The organism is Stenotrophomonas sp. STEN023 (assembly GCF_056760135.1).
Window position 1 is genome coordinate 13,081 of record NZ_JBRREF010000052.1, and the last position, 21,077, is coordinate 34,157.

General features: G+C 64.4%; 14 protein-coding genes. 9 read left to right on the plus strand and 5 right to left on the minus strand.

The window, feature by feature from the left end; all coding sequences use genetic code 11:
* Window positions 1-17 precede the first annotated feature (17 nt).
* On the minus strand, window positions 18-1,283 hold the full coding sequence (locus ACVOLV_RS14655) for an amino acid deaminase (RefSeq protein ID WP_481555034.1): 1,266 nt from the start codon (window positions 1,281-1,283) through the stop codon (window positions 18-20).
* A 125-nt stretch (window positions 1,284-1,408) separates the two neighbouring features.
* On the minus strand, window positions 1,409-2,557 hold the full coding sequence (locus ACVOLV_RS14660) for an OprO/OprP family phosphate-selective porin (protein WP_481555035.1): 1,149 nt from the start codon (window positions 2,555-2,557) through the stop codon (window positions 1,409-1,411).
* Window positions 2,558-2,668: 111 nt separating this feature from the next.
* On the opposite strand from ACVOLV_RS14660, the gene ACVOLV_RS14665 reads away from it, so the two are divergent.
* Window positions 2,669-3,328 (plus strand): response regulator, encoded by a 660-nt coding sequence (locus ACVOLV_RS14665; protein ID WP_481555036.1) that lies wholly within the window; start codon window positions 2,669-2,671, stop codon window positions 3,326-3,328.
* Between the two features lie 216 nt (window positions 3,329-3,544).
* On the opposite strand, the gene ACVOLV_RS14670 is transcribed toward ACVOLV_RS14665, so the two are convergent.
* Window positions 3,545-6,187 carry a hybrid sensor histidine kinase/response regulator gene (locus tag ACVOLV_RS14670; RefSeq protein WP_481555037.1) on the minus strand — a complete coding sequence of 881 codons (2,643 nt, stop codon included), beginning with the start codon at window positions 6,185-6,187 and terminating at the stop codon, window positions 3,545-3,547.
* Between the two features lie 186 nt (window positions 6,188-6,373).
* Here ACVOLV_RS14670 and ACVOLV_RS14675 point away from each other — a divergent pair, with 186 nt between their 5' ends.
* Window positions 6,374-7,705: a dicarboxylate/amino acid:cation symporter gene (locus tag ACVOLV_RS14675; RefSeq protein ID WP_481555038.1), complete on the plus strand. Its 1,332-nt coding sequence runs from the start codon at window positions 6,374-6,376 to the stop codon at window positions 7,703-7,705.
* 232 nt (window positions 7,706-7,937) lie between these two features.
* A complete protein-coding gene (locus ACVOLV_RS14680; RefSeq protein WP_481555039.1) occupies window positions 7,938-10,229 on the plus strand; it encodes an NADP-dependent malic enzyme in 2,292 nt (763 codons plus the stop codon).
* 287 nt (window positions 10,230-10,516) lie between these two features.
* On the opposite strand, the gene ACVOLV_RS14685 is transcribed toward ACVOLV_RS14680, so the two are convergent.
* Window positions 10,517-10,882, minus strand: coding sequence for a helix-turn-helix transcriptional regulator (locus ACVOLV_RS14685; RefSeq protein ID WP_481555040.1), 366 nt, complete (start codon window positions 10,880-10,882; stop codon window positions 10,517-10,519).
* Between the two features lie 288 nt (window positions 10,883-11,170).
* Here ACVOLV_RS14685 and ACVOLV_RS14690 point away from each other — a divergent pair, with 288 nt between their 5' ends.
* From ACVOLV_RS14690 to ACVOLV_RS14710, 5 genes are all read left to right on the plus strand, one after another.
* Entirely contained in the window at window positions 11,171-12,430 is a 1,260-nt protein-coding gene (locus ACVOLV_RS14690) for an HlyD family secretion protein (RefSeq protein ID WP_481555041.1), read from the plus strand.
* 196 nt (window positions 12,431-12,626) lie between these two features.
* The gene (locus ACVOLV_RS14695; RefSeq protein WP_481555042.1) at window positions 12,627-15,374 is read left to right on the plus strand and encodes a M16 family metallopeptidase; all 2,748 of its coding nucleotides are present in this window, start codon (window positions 12,627-12,629) and stop codon (window positions 15,372-15,374) included.
* A 248-nt stretch (window positions 15,375-15,622) separates the two neighbouring features.
* The gene (locus tag ACVOLV_RS14700; protein ID WP_282267169.1) at window positions 15,623-15,820 is read left to right on the plus strand and encodes a zinc-finger domain-containing protein; all 198 of its coding nucleotides are present in this window, start codon (window positions 15,623-15,625) and stop codon (window positions 15,818-15,820) included.
* A gap of 10 nt (window positions 15,821-15,830) precedes the next feature.
* On the plus strand, window positions 15,831-16,943 hold the full coding sequence (locus ACVOLV_RS14705; protein WP_481555043.1) for a glycosyltransferase: 1,113 nt from the start codon (window positions 15,831-15,833) through the stop codon (window positions 16,941-16,943).
* Window positions 16,924-18,258: an O-antigen ligase family protein gene (locus tag ACVOLV_RS14710; RefSeq protein ID WP_481555046.1), complete on the plus strand. Its 1,335-nt coding sequence runs from the start codon at window positions 16,924-16,926 to the stop codon at window positions 18,256-18,258. Before ACVOLV_RS14705 ends, ACVOLV_RS14710 begins: the two co-directional genes overlap by 20 nt.
* A 13-nt stretch (window positions 18,259-18,271) precedes the next feature.
* Here the strand turns inward: ACVOLV_RS14710 and ACVOLV_RS14715 are convergent, their stop codons facing one another.
* Window positions 18,272-19,192, minus strand: a complete 921-nt coding sequence (locus tag ACVOLV_RS14715) for an LpxL/LpxP family Kdo(2)-lipid IV(A) lauroyl/palmitoleoyl acyltransferase (protein WP_481555044.1) — start codon at window positions 19,190-19,192, stop codon at window positions 18,272-18,274.
* A gap of 368 nt (window positions 19,193-19,560) precedes the next feature.
* On the opposite strand from ACVOLV_RS14715, the gene waaA reads away from it, so the two are divergent.
* Window positions 19,561-20,868 (plus strand): lipid IV(A) 3-deoxy-D-manno-octulosonic acid transferase, encoded by a 1,308-nt coding sequence (gene waaA, locus ACVOLV_RS14720; protein ID WP_481555045.1) that lies wholly within the window; start codon window positions 19,561-19,563, stop codon window positions 20,866-20,868.
* Window positions 20,869-21,077: the final 209 nt, after the last annotated feature.

A 21,077-nucleotide genomic window follows, 5' to 3' on the forward strand; every position in this document is an offset into this window, starting at 1 on the left:
AGGCTCGATGGAAGCGGTTAGAACTGCGTGGAAACAGCGCCGACAACGCGGTGTGCGTCATCCACCACCAGCAGGTGGCGCCATTTGTCGAAGGTCAGGCAGGGATGGGAAATGTCGAAACAAAGCATGTCGCCCACCTGCAGGTCATCGTCGGTCTGCAATTCGAGGAAGGCGTGCTGGTCCATCATCGCGGTGACCTTCCAATGCGCGGCGGCGTTGCTCGGTGCCGCCTCGCCGGGCCGATAGTGCAGCGCAGGCACGGGGAAGCCGGCATCAAACGCGGCGTCGCGTTTGCCCAGCCCGATGATGGCCTTGCCCGGCTCCGGACGCGACTGCACGTAAGCCCACAGCCGCAGCGCCGGTTGCAGGCTGCTGCCCATCTCGCGCGCGACCGGATTGCTGGCATGGATGCGCTCGGCGGCCTGCCGGTAGATGCCGACATCGTGGCTGAGATAGCAGCCCGGGCGCAGCACGATCTGCGCATCGGCATCGTTGGCAAGCACGGAGAATTCTTCGGCGACCACGTCGAACCAGGCCGAACCGGCGCCGCTGAGGATGGCAGGCAACTGGCGGAAACCACCGCTGGCACGGATCGCCTGCCATTGCGCGAGACTGCGCTGCAGCATGGCGCGCACGCCGGCCTCGTCGCCGGCGACGCCTTCATAGACTTCCACGCCGACCAGTGCGACCGCATCCGGCCAGCGCGCAATTTCGTCCAGCACGGCCTGCGCCCGCGCGTCATCGCGCACGCCGGTACGGCCGCCGGCCAGGCCAATCTCCAGCAACACCTTTATCTGCTGCCCGCGTGCGCTGAAATAGCTGCCCAGCGCGGCCACATTGGCGACCGAGTCGACGACACAGGCGAACCAGAAGCCCGGATCACGCTGTTGCAGGGAGGCGATCAGCGCGAAGTTGCCCTTGCCGACCAGTTGGTTGGCCAGCAGCACGCGCTGCACACCCTCGGCATGGGCAGCAACGGTCTGTGGCGCGGTGGCCAGGGTGATACCCCAGGCACCGGCATCGAGCTGCATGCGGAACAGCGCCGGACTCATGGTGGTCTTGCCATGCGGGGCCAGCTGGCAGCCATAGGCCTGCGCGAACTGACGCATCCACTGCAGGTTGTGCTGCAGCGCAGGGGCGCTGAGCACGGCAGCGGGGAGGCTGAGCTGTTCTGCAAGGATGGACGGCGCGGCAGCCGCAAGCGATGCCGGGGTCCACGGGCCGCCGCTGGGGAGGCCCTTGCCGACTAGAACTGCTTCGGAGTGAAAGTAATTTTCCTGCACGAATCCTGCCTCTTGCCGTGGTCACCCGGGATTATGGGTGGCTATTGGGGCCAAGTGGGAGGATACGTGAAAATTATTTTCTTGTGTGTACTGGGCAGTTCCGCCGCAGAAGGGACGGGCGGGGCCTAGAAGTGCAGCTGGGCGCGGCCGGCAAGCACGCCGGTGTGGTCCAGCGTCTGCCCGAGCAGTTCATCACGACGGCGGCTGTCGGTCCAGTCCAGCATCAGCCGGACCTTGCTGGAGGCGTACCAGTTCACGCCCACAGTCCACGCTTCAGCAGTGACGTCGCGGTGTTGCGCCGGCCACTGGCGGCCATTGATACGGTCGTAGCGCGCGACCAGCTCCCAGGCGCCGAAGTCACCTTCCGGCTCCAACTGGGCAAAGCGGCCGCCCTTGGCCTCGTAAGGACGGGATTCACCCGTAAGCAGCCAACTGCCCTGCAGGTAGCTGGCCTGGACTTCGCCACGTTGCTGGCCGTCGTCGTAACGGGCGCCGCCGTACTCGGCCTGCCACGACCATGGCCCGGAGACACCCGCGGTCTCGAAGCTGTAGCGGTTGACCGTGACCGCGCGACCATTGCGGAAGTCCACCAAGGGCAGTCGGCCGTACCTGCCGAGGTGGCCGGTTGCGCGGACCTGCGCGCGCGTTGGCAGGGCGCCGTCGGCACCGGGATGGCTGTGGTGCTCGCGGGCACCGGAGACGCCGAAATGCAGTACCCGGCCCGGCTGGCTCCACGGCGCATGGCCAACGCGGCCACCGATGACGTGGCCCTTGGCCTGCCACGCGTCGATGCTTTCCAGGCTGAAGACGCTGCCACTCCAGAAGATGCCGTCGTTGTTGCCTTGCGCGCCGACGCCCAGCCGGTAGGCAGTGCCCAGTGACTGAACCAGGTAGCTGCGCTCGATGGTGGGGGTGTGGTTGGAGCTGCTGCGGTCGTCCAGCGTATAGAACTGCTTGAACTGTCCAACCGTCAGCAGGGCGCTGCCGATCTTGTGGGTGAGGTAGACATCACGTGCGACCGGGCGATGGCCGGCGAAGTCGGCCTCGAGCTTGTAGCCAATGCCGTGGACCTTGCCGGCCACTCCCAGCCACGCCGCACGCAGATCGTCGCCGCGGCGTTCGTCCGGTCCGCGGTTGTCGTTGTCGAAACGGGCGAACTCGTAGTACAGGCGGCCACTGGCTTTGGCGGTGATGTCGTCGCTGGCGATCGCGGCAGGCGTGGCGGCCAGCATCAGCAGGCCGGAGATTGAAGCGCGCAGGGTAAAACTGGCCATCCATTGCCTCGGCACATTGGGGAATGCGCGGACGATAGACAGGGCCAGTTCAGCCACCAATAGCGATTTGGGACTAGGGCGGGCAGGCGTCCCCCGTGCCAAACTGGCGGCATGAGCCTGATCAAGGTGCTTGTTGCCGACGACCATCCCTTGTTTCGTGCCGCCGTGCTGCATGCACTGCGCGACGGTGGTGCCGTGGGCGAGATGCTGGAAGTGGCCAGTGTCTCGGCACTGACTCAGGCGGTGGCCGAGCATGCCGATGTGGACCTGGTCCTGCTCGACCTGACCATGCCGGGGGCGCACGGCTTTTCCTCATTGGTATGGCTGCGGGGCGAACGGCCGGAACTGCCGGTGATCATCATTTCCTCCAACGACAACCCGCGGGTCATCCGCCGCGCCCAGCAGTTCGGTGCGGTCGGCTTCATTCCAAAATCGGCGCCGGTGGAGTCGATTGGTGCCGCGGTGGCTGCGGTGATGGATGGCGACACCTGTTTCCCGCCGCTGGCCGCCGTGCGTTCCGAGCACGATGCGTTGCTGGCCTCGCGGCTGGCACGGCTTACCCCGCAGCAGATTCGTGTGCTGCTGTGCATGGCCGATGGCCTGCTCAACAAGCAGATCGCACACGTATTGGGGCTGGCCGAGAACACGGTGAAGGTGCACGTCACCGCTGTGCTGAAGAAGCTTGAATGCAATAGCCGCACCCAGGCAGCGGTGTTGTTGAAGACCTTGGATGCGGAATGGGAGCCGGAGTTGCCAGGGCCTGCACCGTAGTGCCGAGCCATGCTCGGCAGAAGCTTTCCTGGCAATCCCACTGTAGTGCCGAGCCATGCTCGGCAGAAGCTTTCCCGGCAATCCCACTGTAGTGCCGAGCCATGCTCGGCAGAAGCTTTCCCGGCAATGCCACTGTAGTGCCGAGCCATGCTCGGCAGAAGCTTTCCCGGCAATGCCCCAGCCGAGCATGGCTCGGCTCTACCTTGCAGTGCGACGTCAGCTCCCGCGTTGGTACAGGTGCGTCATCAGTGAACGCAGTGCTGCGGTCCGCGCCTGCTTGGAAACAAAGCCCCAGTCGCGGTCGCGAGCGAGGTCGCGCAGGTCCGGGTCCTGTTCGGCGGTGAACAGGATCACGCCGGGCTCGCTACCCCAGCGCTCCACCAGCAGCGGCAACAGGGCAGGGCCACTGATATCGCCCATGCGAACGTCCAGCAGCAACAGATCAGGCACATTGCCAGGTCGCGTCGCAGCCCGCGCCGCTTCCACGCCACCGGCAAATTCCACCTGACAGCCCCAGCGCTCCAGCAGCAGGCGGGTGGCCAGGCTGATGCGTGGATCGTCGTCTATGCACCAGACCCGGCATCCGGCGAGCAGGGAATCCATCTGCGGCTCCTCCGGTGGACTGACCGGCAAGGTGCCGCAGCCGATATCGCCGCGCGGCAGGGTGACCGAGAACACGCTGCCGCGCCCGGGCGTGGAGCGCAGGCCAATGCGGTGATCCAGCAGATGGGCAATGCGGTCAACGATGGCAAGACCGAGGCCTGCGCCCGGTTCTTCGCTGCCGGCGTTGTCGAGGCGGCGGAACTCTTCGAAGATCTCCTGCTGGCGGGACTGCGGTATGCCGGTGCCGGTGTCGTGCACTTCAATACGTAGCTGCGCGCCTTCGCGACGGCAGCCGATCACGATGCGGCCGCTGCGGGTGTAGCGCACTGCATTGGACAGCAGGTTCTGCAGGATGCGTCGCAACAAGGCCTCGTCGCTGCACACCACCGCAGTAGTGGCGACATGGCTTACCAGCAGGCCGCGCGCGTTGGCAAGAATGCCGAACTCTATGCTCAATGCTTCCAGCAACGGTTCCAGTGCGAAGTCGCGTACCCGTTTCTCAAGTGCGCCGGATTCCAACCGCGAGATATCGAGCAGGCTGGTCAGGATGCCGTCCTGCGCGGTCAATGCATTGTCGACGTTGTCGGCAATATCGCGGCAGGCGGCATCGGGCAGGCGGCTGCGCAGCGCCGACAGAAACATGCGCGCGGCATTCAGCGGCTGCAGCAGATCATGCACGGCGGCGGCGACGAGGCGCGTCTTGGCCTGGTTGGCTTCCTCGGCATCGCGTTTGGCGCCGGCAAGGTCGTGGGTGCGTTCGCTTACCCGCAGGCTCAGTGTGTCGGCCAGTGAGCGCAGGTCGCGGGCGGCATTGCGGTAGGCGGTGATATCGGTATAGCTGGTGACAAAGCCGCCATCCGGCAGCGGGTTGCCGCGGATCTCGATCACATTGCCGTCGCCGCTCTCACGTTCGTGCATGTGTGGGGTGGCCGATCGCAGGTGGTTGAGCCGGCGCTCAATGGCTTCTTCGACCGGGCCTGGGCCGAGCAGGCCGCGCCGAGCGTTGTAACGGAAGACATCGGCGATTGGGCGGCCAACCTGGATCAGCCCGGGTGGGAACCGGAACAGTTCAATATAGCGACGGTTCCACGCCACCAGATTCAGCTGTGCATCGACCACGCAGACGCCTTGCGGCAGGTGTTGCAGGCTGGCGCTCTCGCCGAAATCGGCGGCGTGCGCGGCATGCACAATCCCGTCCTGGGCAGTGCGCAGTTCCAGCGCGTGCAGTTCCACCAGTTGTTCGAGCTCGCGTCGGCTGCGCTCGCGCAGGCGGGCCAGCCGTTGCCGCTGCCACAGCCCGTAGCCCAGCAGCAGCACCGCGATCAGGCTGGCCATCACCGCGCCGGCGAAGGTGCGCGCGTTGTTGCTGCTGTTTGCCGTGCTGCGCAGCAGGTGCAGGTTCCAACGTTGTTGCGGCAACGACTGCGATACCCAGATGACCTCGCCGGCATCGGCCAGCGTCACCCGCTGCTGGTTCGGCCCGAGTCGCTTGCCCGGCGAATGCTGCAACAGTTGCTGTGGCAGGCGGGTGTACTGACGGGTGCGCAGCAGTTCCTCGCGGACACCTTTATCCAGTGCCTGCAGCGTGAGATAGCGCCATGGCCGATGGCTGGACAGGAAGATCACACCATTGCTGTCGCTGACGAAAACCGTGTCGGTGGTATCGGCCCAGGTCTGTTCCAGCGGGCGCAGGATGACCTTGACGACCACCACGCCGACTGGATTGCCGCTCTCATCGCGGACTGCTTCGGACAGGAAATAGCCAGGCATGGCGGTGGTGATGCCTTCGGCATAGAAGGTGCCGCTGCCTTCATGCATTGCCTGGCGAAAATAAGGCCTGAACTGATAGTCATTGCCGACATTGTTGCTGCGGGGCATGCGCCAGTTGCTGGCGGCCAGGGCCACCCCGTTGCGGTCTAGCAGCGTCAGGGTCGAGGTAGCGGCTACGCCATTGACGCGTTCGAGCTTGCGGTTGAGGCGGTCCAGCTCGGCACGGCTGATCGTCGTCCGTGCCAGCGCGCCGCGTACATCCGGGTCCAATGCCAGTACCGCCGGCAGTACCCGGTGGCGTTCGATCAGGGCCTGCAATGCCTCGCCATGGAGGTGCAGTTGGGTTGCCGCCCGTGCGGCATCACCGGCAAGGCTGCTGCGCTCGAAATGGCGTAGCGCAGCCAAGCTGATCGCAGCGACGGCAAGCGCGGCGGCGAGCGGCAATAGCCAGCGCATGCGGCGTCGATGGGTGGGAAAGAACGGCATGGCTGCGATGGTCCGGCAGGCCTGCGGCGGGCGGCCATAGGTCTTGTCCGGTTATTGGCGTGCCTGGTCCTAAAACGTTGAACTGGTTCCGCTGATGTGCTTCGCGGTAACACCAATGCGTTATCGGCGGCGCGCGCTTTGACGCGTAAAAAACCTCCCGTAGTGAATCTCCGAGGTTTCCCCGTCATGCATGCCCCTTCTGTGACTGTTGCCAGCCCACATGTGCGCCGGCTACCGCTGTACCGCCAGCTTTACGTGCAGGTGTTGGTTGCGATTGCGCTGGGCGTGCTGCTGGGCCATTTCGAGCCGGTGTTCGCCGAGCAGCTGAAGCCTCTTGGGGATGCCTTCATCAAGCTGGTGAAGATGATCATCGCGCCGGTGATCTTCCTGACCATCGTCACCGGCATTGCCGGCATGACCCATCTGCGCAGTGTCGGCCGCGTGTTTGCCAAGGCGATGGCCTATTTCATGTTCTTCTCCACGCTGGCGCTGGTGGTCGGCATGGTGGTGGCGCACGTGGTACAGCCTGGCGCAGGCATGAACATCAATCCGGCCGATCTGGACCAGAGCGCGGTGGATGGCTACGTGCAGCGCTCGCACGAGCTGAGCCTGGTCGGCTTCGCGCTGGACATCATTCCCAAGACCCTGGTCAGCCCGTTCGTTGGCGACAACATCCTGCAGGTGCTGTTCGTCGCGGTGCTGTTCGGCATCGCGCTGGCCTCGGTCGGTGAGAAAGGGCGGCCGGTACTGGCGCTGCTGGATGCGCTGACCACGCCGGTGTTCAAGCTGGTCCACCTGCTGATGCGGGCCGCACCTATCGGCGCGTTTGGCGCCATTGCCTTCACCATTGGCAAGTACGGCATCGCCTCGCTGGTCAACCTGGCCTGGTTGGTGGGCGCGTTCTACCTGACCTCGCTGCTGTTCGTGGTGGTGATCCTGGGCGCGGTGGCGCGCCTTTGCGGGTTCTCGGTGTTCAAACTGGCCCGCTACCTGAAAGCCGAGCTGCTGCTGGTGCTGGGCACGTCCTCGTCGGAGTCGGCGCTGCCATCGCTGATGGAGAAGATGGAGAAGGCCGGTTGCAGCAAGTCCGTCGTCGGCCTGGTAGTGCCAACCGGCTATTCGTTCAACCTGGACGGAACCAATATCTATATGACGCTGGCGGCGCTGTTCATCGCCCAGGCGACCAATACCGAGCTGAGCATCGGCCACCAGATCGCCCTGCTGCTGGTCGCCATGCTCAGCTCCAAGGGCGCGGCAGGGGTCACCGGCGCGGGTTTCATCACCCTGGCGGCCACCTTGGCGGTGGTGCCGGAGGTTCCAGTGGCCGGTATGGCATTGATTCTTGGCGTGGATCGTTTCATGAGCGAATGCCGCTCATTGACCAATTTCATCGGCAATGCGGTGGCAACGGTGGTGGTTTCGCGCTGGGAGGGCGCGCTGGACCGGCAGCGCCTGCGCCTGGTGCTGGACGGCGCGGAGCCGTCGGAACTGCCGCCGTCGCCGCCGGTCCAGGCCTGAGGTTTACCTGTGTGTGCGTTTTTTGCGCGGGGCCGGCCACCGAGCAGGCGGCCCCGCGACTTTTTCGTCCCGGGCTTGTCATGCCCAGGGCTGAAACTGGCGCACATGCGGTGGTGTGGATAGCCCGGAATTGTGCGGTTGCAGCATGAGTGCGACAGCATAGCGACAGGTCCAGCTGCCTTAACGGCGTTATCATCCACTGTCCTTCTTGCCCATTAGCGCCCACAACTCGATGTCCAACGAAGATTTCAAGCAGGCCGCCCTCGAATATCACCGCATGTCGCCGCCAGGCAAGATCAAGGTGGTGGCTACCAAGCCCATGTTGACCCAGCGTGATCTGTCGCTGGCGTACTCGCCGGGTGTGGCGCATGCCTGCGAAGCGATCATGGCCGACCCGGCCATGGCCAGCGAGATGACCGCACGCGGCAACCTGGTCGGCGTGATCACCAACGGCACCGCGGTGCTGGGCCTGGGCAATATCGGCCCGCTGGCCGGCAAGCCGGTGATGGAAGGCAAGGGTGTGCTGTTCCAGAAGTTCGCCGGCATCGATGTGTTCGATATCGAAGTCAACGAGAACGACCCGGACAAGCTGGTCGAGATCATCGCCTCGCTGGAGCCGACCTTCGGCGGCATCAACCTGGAAGACATCAAGGCACCGGAGTGCTTCATCGTCGAGCGCAAGCTGCGCGAGCGGATGAACATCCCGGTGTTCCATGACGACCAGCACGGCACCGCGATCATCGTCGGCGCGGCGGTCCTCAACGCCATGTGCATCACCGGCAAGAAGATCGAAGAGGTCAAACTGGCCACCACCGGCATGGGTGCTGCAGGTATCTCCTGCGTCAACATGCTGGTTTCCTTGGGTTTGAAGCCGGAAAACATCCTGGCCTATGACCGCGACGGAGTTATCCACACCGGCCGTACCGACCTGGATCCGGAGAAGGCCCGCTACGCCCGCGACACCGACAAGCGCACGCTGGCCGAGATCGTCGATGGCGCCGATATCTTCCTGGGCCTGTCGGCCGGCGGCATCCTCACCAAGGACATGGTCGCCAGCATGGCGCGTGACCCGGTGATCTTCGCCCTGGCCAACCCCTACCCGGAAATCCTGCCGGAAGACGCCAATTCCGTGCGTTCGGACCTGATCATGGGCACCGGCCGTTCGGACTACCCGAACCAGGTCAACAACGCGCTGTGCTTCCCCTACCTGTTCCGCGGTGCGCTGGACGTCGGCGCGACCACCATCAACGAAGAAATGAAGGTTGCCTGCGTGCGCGCGATCGCCGCGCTGGCCCGCAAGGAAGCCTCCGATCTGGGCGCCGCCTACGGCGGTGACGTACCCAGCTTCGGCCGCGACTACGTGATCCCGCGCCCGTTCGACCGTCGCCTGCTGGTGGAGCTGTCGGCCGCCGTGGCCCAGGCCGCGATGGACTCCGGTGTCGCCACCCGTCCGATCGCCGACATGGCTGCCTACCGCGACAAGCTGGCGCAGTTCGTCTACCGCACCAGCTTGTTCATGAAGCCGGTCTACGACCGCGCCCGCGCCGACAAGCAGCGCGTGGTCTACGCCGAGGGCGAAGAGGAAGTGGTGCTGCAGGCCGTGCAGAACGTGATCGACGAAGGCGTGGCCTTCCCGATCCTGATCGGCCGCCCGGACGTGATCGAGGCCCGCATCGAGCGCTTGGCGCTGCGCATGCGCGCTGGTGTTGATTTCGAGATCACCAACATCAACGACGATCCGCGTTTCAACGATTACTGGCAGTACTACCACGAGATGACCGGCCGCAAGGGCGTCACCGTGGCCGCTGCCAAGAACCTGATGCGCTCGCGTCCGACCCTGATCGCAGCGGTGATGGTTGCCCGTGGTGAGGCCGATGCGATGTTGTCGGGCCTGGTTGGCCGCTTCCACAAGAAGCTGGGCTATGTGCGCAGCGTGATTCCGCTGGAATCCAAGGTCAGCTCGACCTCGGCGATGACCGGCGTGATCAACAACCAGGGCGTGTTCTTCTTCGTTGACACGCACGTGCAGGAAGACCCGACCGTCGAGCAGATCGTCGAATCGACCCTGCAGGCAGCGTTCCGCATGAAGCTGTTCGGTATCGAGCCGAAGATCGCGCTGCTGTCGCATTCCAACTTTGGCAGCCACGATTCCAAGGACGCGCTGAAGATGCGTCAGGTGCGCGCGGCACTGCTCAAGCGCAATCCACGTTTGAACGTGGACGGCGAAATGCAGGGTGACACTGCATGGGACGAAGCACTGCGCGAGAAGCTGCTGCCGAACAGCACGCTGAAGGGTCGTGCCAACCTGTTCGTGCTGCCCAACCTGGAAGCGGCCAACATCGCCTACAACCTGGTGCGCGTGTTCACCAATGGTGTGGCGATTGGTCCGATCCTGATGGGCATGACCAAGCCGGTGCATATCCTGACCAGCAGTGCCAGTTCGCGTCGCGTGCTGAACATGACCGCGATTGCCGCAGTCGATGCGCAGATCCGCAAGCAGATGGAAGCCGACCGCGCGGGTTGATTGCCAACCCGCATGCGTCAGAACAGAGCCGGCCTTGTGCCGGCTTTGCTTTGTTTGGGGGCCGGTGGTGGTCCTGGTGTGGTGGGAGGCACGAGAAGAAGAGGGTCGAGAATCCGGGTTGTGGGAGCGACGCATCATGTAGGAGCGGCGTCAGCCGCGAAGCTGGTGGATCATCAGCTGGCACATCCCGCTGGAACTTCAGCATTGCCAGCTTCGCGGCTGCCGCCGCTCCTACAGAACGACGATACGCAGCCGGCGCCGATGTGGTTGTCGGTCGCCGCCGCTCATCACAGGTGCGGGACTTTCTGCGCCTCCACTATCTGCAATACCAGCTTCCGTGTAGCGGCACGGCAGCAGCGGTAGGCCAGCAACAGCCTGCGTTCCGATGGGTCATCAATGACCTCTGCGTTCTCGCTCGGTAATGCCGCGGAGATGGCATCAAGCTCACCCCGTCCTGTCGCCAACCATTCGAACGAAACATCAGTAACCAGCGCGATGGTGATCAACCGCATCGTGCTGGGCGATATGCCGGTTGGACTTTCCCAGTTTCCCACTGCGCTTCGGCTTACTTTCAGTTGGCTGGCCAACTCCGCCTGCGTCATCTTCATCTTTCTCCGTGCTTTACGGATACGGATTCCCAGATGGTCATGCATAACTTTCTCCTCGAGCGTTGACCATGAGAGCCGACTAAAAGCCTAAGCCATTGCGAGCTTGCGCAGTCGGCAAAGACTTATTGTCAATGTTCATTACGCCCGTGGATTATCGGAGCGAGAGTCGTCATCGATATTGACGACTTTTGCCAATGTAACTTGCATATGCGCCCCGTCTCACCTGATGTCGATAGGCTGCGCCAGTTGAGAGGAATCTTGATGGAAATTTGTCGGCAGAAAACTTACTGATTGATGGGTTTTTTCCTTAAGCGTTGAAGCAATGGTGCATGCGTGTCGCAAACCGAAACGAATGAAGAACTGCGCGTATCCGTTCGTCGCTGGCGGTGGATGGCATATGCGCGGCCTGCAAAACTGTATGCATATTTTGCGGGTACATTCTCGCTGGTGGTTGTTTCACTGATTGTTCTCGCGGTCCGCTACGGCAGCGAGGATGCCGTTGTTGCAGGACGTCTGGTACCGGTGCAAGGGATGGCGACCGTATTGGCGCCGGTCACCGGCGTGGTGCGTTGGCTGGATGCAGATGACGGCAAGCGTGTCGTGGCGGGGGAGGCGTTGGCCTTGGTCGCGGTGCAACGCACGCTGCCCGAGCTGGGGGATGCCAGTCTCGCCTTGGAGCAGGGTCTGCAGCAGAAGGAAGACAGCATCGAATTGGCGCGCGATGCATTCACGGAGCAATTGGCTGTGCAGGCAGCCGGTCTACACGAGCAGATGCATGCTGCGCGTGCCGAAGCCAGGCAGATTGATCTGGAGATCGCTGCGCGGCGCGAGCAGATCCATATCGCCGGCGACGTGCTGACGCGTCGCAGGAGCATTGAAGCGGCAACAGCAGCAGGTCTGGCAGCGGCCGAGCAGCAGGAAGCGTTGCTGTTGGAGTACACCGTGCAGTTGCAGTCGCTGCGGCGGCAGCAGGCCGCGACGCAGCGGTTGATCGCACAGCTCAAGCAGGCTGCACGGGAGTTGCCCGGCCGGCGCAAGGCGAACGATGCCACCTATGCTGAGCGTCTGGCGCAACTGCGTTTGCAGCAGGTCGAGAATGAAGCCAATGCCGCCTTGTTGGTGAAGGCGCCGGTGGATGGTGTGGTGGTGGCGCAGATGGTGAAGCCGGGGCAATCGGTACACATGGGCCAGCCGCTGCTGAGTGTTCTACCCGGCGACGGCAGGCTGCAGGCTGAGCTGATGGTGCCGGGGCGGGCGATCGGGGCGATGGCGCCCGGCGATCGCGTCGTTCTGCGTTACCAGGCATTTCCGCATCAGAAGTTTGGGGTGCAACGCGGCACCATCGCGCACATAAGCCGCACCGCCGTGGACAGTGAAGAGGCCAGTTTCGGAACGGCAGTTCCGGCGATGAAGGAAGCCTTCTATCGGGTGACCGTGGAGCTGACCAGCCAGGCCATCGTTGCCCACGGCAGGTTGGAGCCGCTCAAACCCGGGATGCTGCTGGATGCGCAGCTCAGCGGCGAGCGCGAGCCGCTGAGTGACCGCTTGCTGCAACCCATGTATTCGTTCGGTGGCTGGCTGGGTGGGCGCTGAGCGCCGCTGCATGCAAGCGCAGCGGATCTGGTCAATTGGATGCATCCGCGCACCTGATCCACTGCTGTGGCGCCACGGCATCTTCAGCTTTTGCGATGATGGACATTGTTGCCGTGCGTCACCGGGTGCGATACCGGGGATTGCATGTGCACTCATTGATAGGCTGATCGCAAATAACGAGGACTGGATTCCGATGATGAAGCTTTCGCATTGCGTCTGGGCGGTAGCGCTTTCGCTGACGCTGGCGCCGATGGCACAGGCAAGACAGGCCAATGCCGCTGCGCTGCCGCCGAATGTGCAGGCAGGTCCCTGCGTTGAAGGTGTCTGTGAGTACCGCTTGCAGAATGGCCTGCGGGTGTTGCTGTTCGCCGATGCCAGCAAGCCGACGGTGACCGTCAACCTGGTTTACGGCGTGGGCTCCCTGCATGAGAACTATGGTGAAACCGGCATGGCCCACCTGCTTGAACACCTGATGTTCAAGGGCACGCCAAAGCACCCCGATATCCCCGGCGAAATGCAGCAGCGCGGGGTCGACAAGAACGCCACCACTTCGCTGGACCGGACCAACTATTTCGCCTCGTTCCCGGCCAATGACGCCACCTTGGACTGGTTGTTGGGACTGGAAGCGGACCGCATGCTCAACTCCAAGGTGGCCAAGGCCGACCTGGACAGCGAGATGACGGTTGTCCGCAACGAGATGGAAGCCGGTGACAACAATCCGGTTGGCGTTTTGATGAAGCGCATGCGTTCGGTCGCGTTTGACTGGCACAACTACGCCAACATGCCGATTGGCGCGCGCTCGGATGTGGAGAACGTGCCGATCGAGAACCTGCAGGCCTTCTATCGCACCTGGTACCAGCCGGACAACGCCTTGTTGATCGTTGCCGGCCGCATCGACAGCGCACAGGTGTTGGCACGCGTCGCCACACACTTCGCAGCGCTGAAGAAGCCAGCGCGCACGTTGCCGCGTTTCCATACCGTGGAGCCGGTGCAGGATGGCGAGCGTGAAGTCACCGTGCGTCGCAGCAGCGAGCTGTCATTGGTGGCCGCCAGCTACCACGTTCCCGCGCTTGCGCAGGCAGACAGCGCGGCATTGACGGTATTGGGCAATGTGCTCGGCGACAACCCGAATGGACGCCTGTACAAGGCGTTGCAGGAAACCAGGTTGGCGGCGTTTGCCGGTGCCAGTGGCGAGACCCTGCGTGATCCGGGCCTGTTCACCCTGGTCGCGGCCCTGCCCAAGGGCGGTGACGCAGGCATGGCCGAGGCCGAACTGCTGAAGCAGGCTGAAGCCATTGCGGAGACACCGGTCAGTGAGGCAGAAGTCGCTGCCGCCAAGCAGCGCATCGGCAATGCAATCGAAAAGCGCGCCAGCGACGTCAACGCGATGGCGATGGCCTTGTCCGAGTACCAGGCGGCTGGCGACTGGCGCTTGTTGTTCGTGCAGCGTGATGCCATAGACGGCGTCACTGCGGGGGACGTCAATCGCGTGGCTGCGGCATACCTGAAGCCGCAGAACCGCACCATCGGCCGCTTTGTGCCGACCGCGTCCCCGGACCGGGCGCTGATTCCTGCCGCGCCAGCGGTAGCAAGCCTGGTGGATGGTTACAAAGGGCGCGCCGCGATTGCTGCAGGCGAGGCGTTCGAGCCCAGCCTGGACAACATCGCAGCGCGCACCGAGAGTTTCGTTATCGGCGACGGGCTGCGGGTGTCGTTGCTGCCAAAGCGTAATCGCGGGCAGACGGTGACATTCGATGCCAGCTTCCGGTTTGCAGATGAGCAGTCGATCACCGGGCGTAGCTATGCAGGCAGCTGGGTAGGACCGATGCTGATGATGGGCAGCCAACGCATGGACCGCGGGCAGATCGCCGCGCGCTTCGATGCACTCAATACCCAGGCGCAGGTGAGCGGCGGCATGCAGGGGGCGGGCATCAGGCTCAATGGCAAGCGCGACACCTTGCTCGACGCGCTGCGGCTGGCAGCTGATGTGCTGCGTCATCCGGCGTTCCCCGCCGAGCAGTTTGAACAGCTCCGCCTGCAGGCCGTCACCGGCCTGGAGTTCCAGCGCAAGGAACCCGGCACCTTGGCCTCGATGGCGTTGAGCAGGTACTTCGATCCATGGCCGGTGGGGCATCCGCTGCACGTTGAGTCGGTAGACGAGTCCTTGCTGCGTTTGCAGGCGCTCAAGCTTGAGGACGTCCGCGCCTTCCACCAGGCCTTCTATGGCAGCTCGGTTGGTGAGATCGCGGTGGTTGGTGATTTCGATCCGGTGGCGATGAAGGCCGAACTGCAGCGTCTGTTCGCCGACTGGAAGGCGCCGCGCGCCTATGCGCCGATCAGCACCCATTACCGCGATGTCGCGGCAACGCACGAACGCTTCGCCACCCCGGACAAGCCCAATGCCGTGCTGCTGGCCCGCCAGAACGTCTCGATCAACCTGGCCGACACAGACTTCCCGGCACTGAACATCGCCATCGGCATCCTCGGCGGAGATCCGCTCAAGGCACGCCTGGGCGACCGCATCCGGCAGAAGGACGGCCTGAGTTACAACGTGGGTGCAGGTTTGAGCGCGGATGAGAGCCGCGAAGGTCGCGATGACAATGGCAGCATCAGCATCCAGGCTATCGCAGCGCCAGAGAACATGGCCAAGTTGGAAGTGGCGCTGCGTGAGGAGCTGACCCGCCTGGTTGCAGATGGCATCACCGCGCAGGAACTGCGTGATGCGGTGGCCGAGAAAATGGTGGCGCGTGAGCAATCGCGTGCCGTCGACGCTGCCATTGCCGGCCTGTTGACCGACCATCTGTACTACGGCCGCGACATGGCGTTTGAAGCGCAGCGCGATGCGGCCTACCAGGCGCTGACGGTGGAGCAGGTCAATGCCGCCATCCGCAAGCACCTCAAGCCGGAACGGCTGAGCGTATTTGTTGCAGGTGACTTCAAGTAGGACGCTGACGGGGTGGCCGGGTGCCGCCCCGTTGCTGCTGCCGCAGGTTGGCCTGGGAAGCTTGTGCGCCGCCGGGTTGCCCTTGGTGGTTGGGATTGCTTGGTCCGGGTTTCGCCCGGACACCGGGCTGCCCGGTTCAGGCTGGGCCGGGGGCGGTCTTTTTACCACCCCGGATCGCCTGCAGGCGGCCGCAATCGCCCGGCACTGCTAGAATTGCACCGACCTGTTTTATTTCCGTGAATGACGCCATGAGCCATACCGCCACCGCGCCCGCCAATGCCGAGAAGCGTTACACCGTGCATCGCGCTGACCTGCCGCTGAGCTGCCCGACGCCGGAAATGGCGCTGTGGAACTCGCACCCGCGGGTTTACCTGCCGATCGAGAACGAACCCAATGGCGAGGCAGCCTGCCCGTATTGCGGTTCGGTGTTCGTACTGGCCGACTGATCGCTGACCGATGCGCCGTTTGACGGTGGTGCAGTTGCTACCGGCGCTGCATTCCGGCGGCGTCGAGCGTTCGACTCTGGAAATTGCCGCTGCACTGGTGGCCACTGGCCACCGGGCCATTGTCGTGTCCGCTGGCGGGCGCCTGCTGCAGCCACTGCTGGACAGCGGTGCCGAGCATCTGACCCTGGACATCGGCCGTAAATCGCTGCTGACCCTGCGCCATGTGGCATCGCTGCGGCGCCTGTTCAGCGAGACTGGCGCCGACATCGTGCACGCACGTTCGCGCTTGCCGGCGTGGTTGGGCTGGTATGCCTTGCGCGGCATGCCCGCGGGCCAGCGCCCGCATTGGCTGACCACCATGCATGGGCTGAACTCGCCCGGTCGCTACAGCGGCATCATGGCCAGCGGCGAGCGCGTGATCTGCGTGTCACAGACCGTGCGTGACTACCTGCTTGAACACTACCGGCACACCGACCCGGCCACGCTGCGGGTGATACCGCGCGGCGTGGATGTCGCCCAGTTTCCGCGCGTGGAGCGCAGCGACCGCCGGCCGCGTCTGGCGGTGGCCGCGCTGCATCCGGCGCTTGGCGGGCCGGCGCCGTTGCTGCTGTTGCCCGGACGCGGCACCCGGCTCAAAGGCCATGCGCACGCGCTGCATCTGCTGGCCGGGCTGCATCGCCAAGGCCAAGCGGCGGTGTTGTGGATGCCCGGCGTACGTGAACCCGGCCGTGAGGCCTATGTGCGCGAGCTGGAGCAGCTGGCGCACACCTTGGGCGTGGCCGGTCAGGTGGTGCTGAGCGAACCCACCACCCGCATTGCCGAGGCCTATGCCGCCAGCGATCTGGTGCTGCAGTTGTCGGACAAACCAGAAGCGTTTGGCCGCACCGTGCTGGAGGCGCTGTCGGTGGGCCGGCCGGTGGCGGGTTGGAATCATGGCGGGGTAGGCGAGTTGCTCATCCAGCTGCAACCGTCCGGCGCCGTGGCGCGTGGTGACATGCAGCAGCTGACGCACAGCGTGCTGCACTTGTTGCAGAGCCCGCCGTCGCTTCCGCGACGGATTCCCTATACGTTGCAGGCCATGCAACGTGCGACCCTGGATGTCTATGCAGAACTCGGCGGCTGATCGTTCCCACGCAGCGATGCCGCGTCAGGCCGGCTGGTGGGCGCCGATATGGGTGATCGCCTATGTCGCGCTGCTGCCGTTGCCCGGTATCGCCGAGTCGGTGCTGGTACTGGGCGCGTTGTTCACCGTCGTGCGCTTGCTGCTGTTGCGGCTGAAAAAAGGCAGCGGTATCCGCAGCCTGTTGGGTGTGCCCGCATTGGCGCTGACCAGCGTGCTGTTCTGCGCGTACTGGCTGCCGCAGCTCGGCTCAGCAGTGGGTGCGGACGACCCGGGCAAGGTCTGGGGCAAGGTCGCCAGCGGACTGCGCTATCTGCCCTTCATGTGGCTGGTGGCGATAGCTGTCGCTACGCCGCAGCGCCGCCATACAAGCTTTGCCGGCTTGGCGATGATTACCGGGCTGTGGACAGTGGATGCACTGCTGCAGGCTGCGCTCGGCACCAGCCCCTTGTTCTGGAGCCTGGACCAGCTCAAATGGTTGAGCAGCGGGCACGGTCTTTGCTCGCTGGAGGAGATTGCCGCAGCTGATCGCCTGCCCGGCATCTTCGGCCCATGCAATCTGAAATTCGGCCAGGTGCTGGCCACGCTCTCGCCGTTCCTGCTGTTTCCTGTCGGTGCTCGCTGGGGGCGCTGGGCGTGGTTGTTGGCTGCCGCTGCGGTCGGCGTGGTGCTGGTGCTTGCGGGGTCGCGCGCCTCGCTGATCACCTATGCGCTGGTACTGCTGATCTCTGGCCGGCGCTTGCTGGGCGCCAAGTGGCTGCTGCTGGTGCTGCTGGCTGGCGTTGTCGGCATCGGCGCATTGGTTGTGGGCTCGGCGCAGGTGCGTGAGCGCTTTGCACGTACTGCGATGGCCTTCAATGGTGATGCGAACGGGGTCAATGAGGCCTTGTCAGGGCGCAGCCAGATCTGGTCAGCGGCGCTGTGCATGGTGCGCGAGCATCCGGTCAACGGGGTCGGTGCGCGCGGTTTCCGCGATGCTTACCCGGCATGCAACCAGAGCCCGCAGCAGGGGCCGGTATGGGGCGAAGGTCCGGCGTTGCATGCCCACCAGATCGTGCTGGAGATCCTTGCCGAAACCGGTGTGCTGGGCCTGTTGCTGTGGATTGCCGGCGCGGCGATGGCATTGCGTGCCTGGATCTACGCTGGGCCGGAGGCGCGTGCGCGGGCGCGACCGGCAGCGGTGGCGCTGGCGGTGACGGTGTTCCCGCTCAACACCCACCTTGCGTTCTATTCCGCCTTTTGGGGCGGGCTGACGGTGTTGCTGGCGGCTCTGTACGCCGGTGCCTTGCTGGCCGAGCCAGCACAGCGCGACAGTTGAGCCGGGACCCGGCTCAGTCGTAGAAGTGGCTGCGGCCTTCGGGCTGGCGCTTGAAGCGGCGATGGATCCACAGGTACTGCGACGGCGCCTCGCGCACCATCTGCTCGATGGCGGCGTTGACCTGGGCGGTGTCGGCAACCGGGTCGTCGGTGGGGAAATCCGGTAGCGGCGGTGCGATCTTCAGCACATAGCCGCTGCCTTCGCGGCGATGGAAGTAGGGCACCACGGCACAACCGGTCATTCGCGCGAACTGGTGGGTCGCGGTGATGGTGGACGCAGGCATGCCAAAGAACGGCACGAACACCGAGTCCTTGCCGCGCATGTCCTGATCCGGCGCATACCAGAGGAAACCGCCTTTCTTCAGATGCCGCACAGTGGCGCGGATGTCTTCGTTGGCGAACATCGCACTGGCGTATTTCAGCCGGCCACTCTTCACCGCCCACTCCATTACCGGATTGCGGTATCTGCGGTACATGCCGGCCAGCGGCACGTGGTCGCAAAGCAGGCGGCCACACATTTCCAGGGTCATGAAGTGGCCGGAGACCAACAGTACGCCGCGGCCTTCGGCCTGCAGTGCCTTGAGGTGCTCCAGGCCTTCCCACTGCACCTGCGGGCGGATCACGTCGATCTTGCCCCACCAGGCGCGGGCGAATTCGAACACACCGACGCCAAGCGCGTCGAAGCTGTCACGCAGCAGGCGTTGCCGCCAGGCCTCGTCCTGCTCCGGGAAGCAGAGCTTGAGATTGACCTCGGCGGCGCGGCGACGGCTGCGTGCCAGGTGCAGGGCCAGCCAACCGATGCCACGGCCAAGCGCGCGTTGCAGTGTCCATGGCAGCCGCGCGGCGATGAAGGCAATGCCAAGCCAGGCAAAGGTCGGCCAATGGCGCGGCTGCAGCAGCGAAGGCCGGGTGGCGCTGGAGGGTGAATCAGACATATGCCGATTCTAAGCCACAGGGATGACGGCTGGCGCAGATGTGGGTTTGCCGGAGTGGGTGGGGGCGGTGCGGAGTGGGCGAAGGCGAAAAGCAACGGCACCCCTCCTCAATCCTCCCCTGCGCTGTGCGCAAGGGAGGAGGCGAAGCAACGGCACCCCTCCTCAATCCTCCCCTGCGCTGTGCGCAAGGGAGGGGGCGAAGCACGGCCCCCCTCTTCAATCCACCCCTGCGCTGTGCGCAAGGGAGGAGGCGAAGCACGGCACCCCTCTTCAATCCACCCCTGCGCTGTGCGCAAGGGAGGAGGCGAAGCGGCAGTCACAGGTGCTCCGTTTCGCGCAATTCCGGCGTTCTCCCGTATCCTTCGGTGATGCGTAAGGATCCGATCGAGCTACTGCTGCGCGGCGTTTATTCCGCCGTGCTCTATCTGCTGCTGCCCATCACCGTCTATCACCTGGTGTGGCGCGGGTTTCGCGTGCGCGAATATTTCCGGCGCTGGGACGAGCGCTATGCCTCCTACCCGGACAGCGGCAGCCAGCCGCGGGTGTGGTTGCATGCGGTGTCGGTGGGCGAGGTCAATGCGGCAGCACCGCTGGTCAATGCGCTGCGCGCGCAACGCCCGGACATTCGTTGGATCATCACCACCATCACCCCGACCGGTTCGCAGCGGGTGCGCGCGCTGTGGGGCGATGCGGTGGATCACGTGTATCTGCCGTATGACGTGCCCGGCAGCGTCAGCCGCTTCCTGGAACACTTCCAGCCCAGCCTGGCGCTGATCCTGGAGACGGAGCTGTGGCCGAACATGTTGTTCGGTTGCCGTGACCGTGACATCCCGGTCTACATCCTCAACGCGCGCCTGTCGGCGCGTTCGTTGAAAGGCTATCGCGTGCTGAAAGCGCTGGTTGGGCGCGCGCTGCGCACGGTAACCTGCGTTGCCGCACAGTCGCAGGCCGACGCCGAACGTTTCATCGAGCTCGGTGCATTGCCCGAACAGGTGCAGGCCCTGGGCAATCTGAAATTCGATATTCATCCACCAGATCCGACGGCGGTACTGCAGGCATTCCACCAGCACGTGGCAACCACGCGGCCGATATGGATTGCTGCCAGCACGCATGAGGGTGAAGAGCAGGCGGTGATCGAGATTCATGCGCGCTTGTTGAAGCAGCATCCTGATGCCTTGCTGCTGTGGGCGCCGCGTCACCCTGAACGTTTCGCCAAAGTCGAAGCACTGGCGCGCGAGCCGGGCTGGCGGGTGGCGACGCGCAAGGCACAGCAATGGCCGGGTGCGGATGCACAGGTATTCGTGATCGACACACTGGGCGAACTGATGGCGTTCTATGCCTGCGCACAGGTCGCCTTCGTCGGTGGCAGCCTGCAGGCCATCGGCGGCCACAATCTGCTGGAGCCGGCGGCGATGGGCACGGCAGCGGTGACTGGTCCGCACCTGCACAACTTCGCCGAGATCTCGCGGCGGATGGATGAGGCTGGAGCGCTGTGCATCTGTGCAGATGCGGCTGAAGTGGGCGCCGCGGTGTCGCGTCTATTGCAGGACGATGCCGAGCGCGAGCGCATGGTTGCGGCGGGACGCGCACTGGTGGCCAATGGCCGCGGCGCGCTGGAGCATACGATTGCGTTGATCACCCCGCAGTTGCCGCCGCCGAGTGAGTCCGCGTCGTAGCGGTTTACCCACTGCCATGGAAGTGATTGTCTGTGGGAGCGGCGTAAGCCGCGAAGCTGGTCTGGCTGAAGCCTCGGGCTTCTGTGCCATCTGATGATGTGTCGGCTTGGGCGGGGAGCGCGCGCCCCCCAAAAAAAAAAAAAACGATGGGCGGGGGGGGGGCGGGGGTGGGGCGGGCCCCCCGGGGGGGGCGGGGTTGGGTTTTGGGG

What these genes read in the sequence shown, in the direction of transcription:
- ACVOLV_RS14660 (WP_481555035.1), bottom strand. Translation starts at nt 2,557, where the DNA reads ATGGCCAGTTTTACCCTGCGCGCTTCAATCTCCGGCCTGCTGATGCTG.
- ACVOLV_RS14665 (WP_481555036.1), top strand. Translation starts at nt 2,669, where the DNA reads ATGAGCCTGATCAAGGTGCTTGTTGCCGACGACCATCCCTTGTTTCGT.
- ACVOLV_RS14670 (WP_481555037.1), bottom strand. Translation starts at nt 6,187, where the DNA reads ATGCCGTTCTTTCCCACCCATCGACGCCGCATGCGCTGGCTATTGCCG.
- ACVOLV_RS14675 (WP_481555038.1), top strand. Translation starts at nt 6,374, where the DNA reads ATGCATGCCCCTTCTGTGACTGTTGCCAGCCCACATGTGCGCCGGCTA.
- ACVOLV_RS14680 (WP_481555039.1), top strand. Translation starts at nt 7,938, where the DNA reads ATGTCCAACGAAGATTTCAAGCAGGCCGCCCTCGAATATCACCGCATG.
- ACVOLV_RS14685 (WP_481555040.1), bottom strand. Translation starts at nt 10,882, where the DNA reads ATGCATGACCATCTGGGAATCCGTATCCGTAAAGCACGGAGAAAGATG.
- ACVOLV_RS14695 (WP_481555042.1), top strand. Translation starts at nt 12,627, where the DNA reads ATGAAGCTTTCGCATTGCGTCTGGGCGGTAGCGCTTTCGCTGACGCTG.
- ACVOLV_RS14700 (WP_282267169.1), top strand. Translation starts at nt 15,623, where the DNA reads ATGAGCCATACCGCCACCGCGCCCGCCAATGCCGAGAAGCGTTACACC.
- ACVOLV_RS14705 (WP_481555043.1), top strand. Translation starts at nt 15,831, where the DNA reads ATGCGCCGTTTGACGGTGGTGCAGTTGCTACCGGCGCTGCATTCCGGC.
- ACVOLV_RS14710 (WP_481555046.1), top strand. Translation starts at nt 16,924, where the DNA reads ATGCAGAACTCGGCGGCTGATCGTTCCCACGCAGCGATGCCGCGTCAG.
- ACVOLV_RS14715 (WP_481555044.1), bottom strand. Translation starts at nt 19,192, where the DNA reads ATGTCTGATTCACCCTCCAGCGCCACCCGGCCTTCGCTGCTGCAGCCG.
- waaA (WP_481555045.1), top strand. Translation starts at nt 19,561, where the DNA reads ATGCGTAAGGATCCGATCGAGCTACTGCTGCGCGGCGTTTATTCCGCC.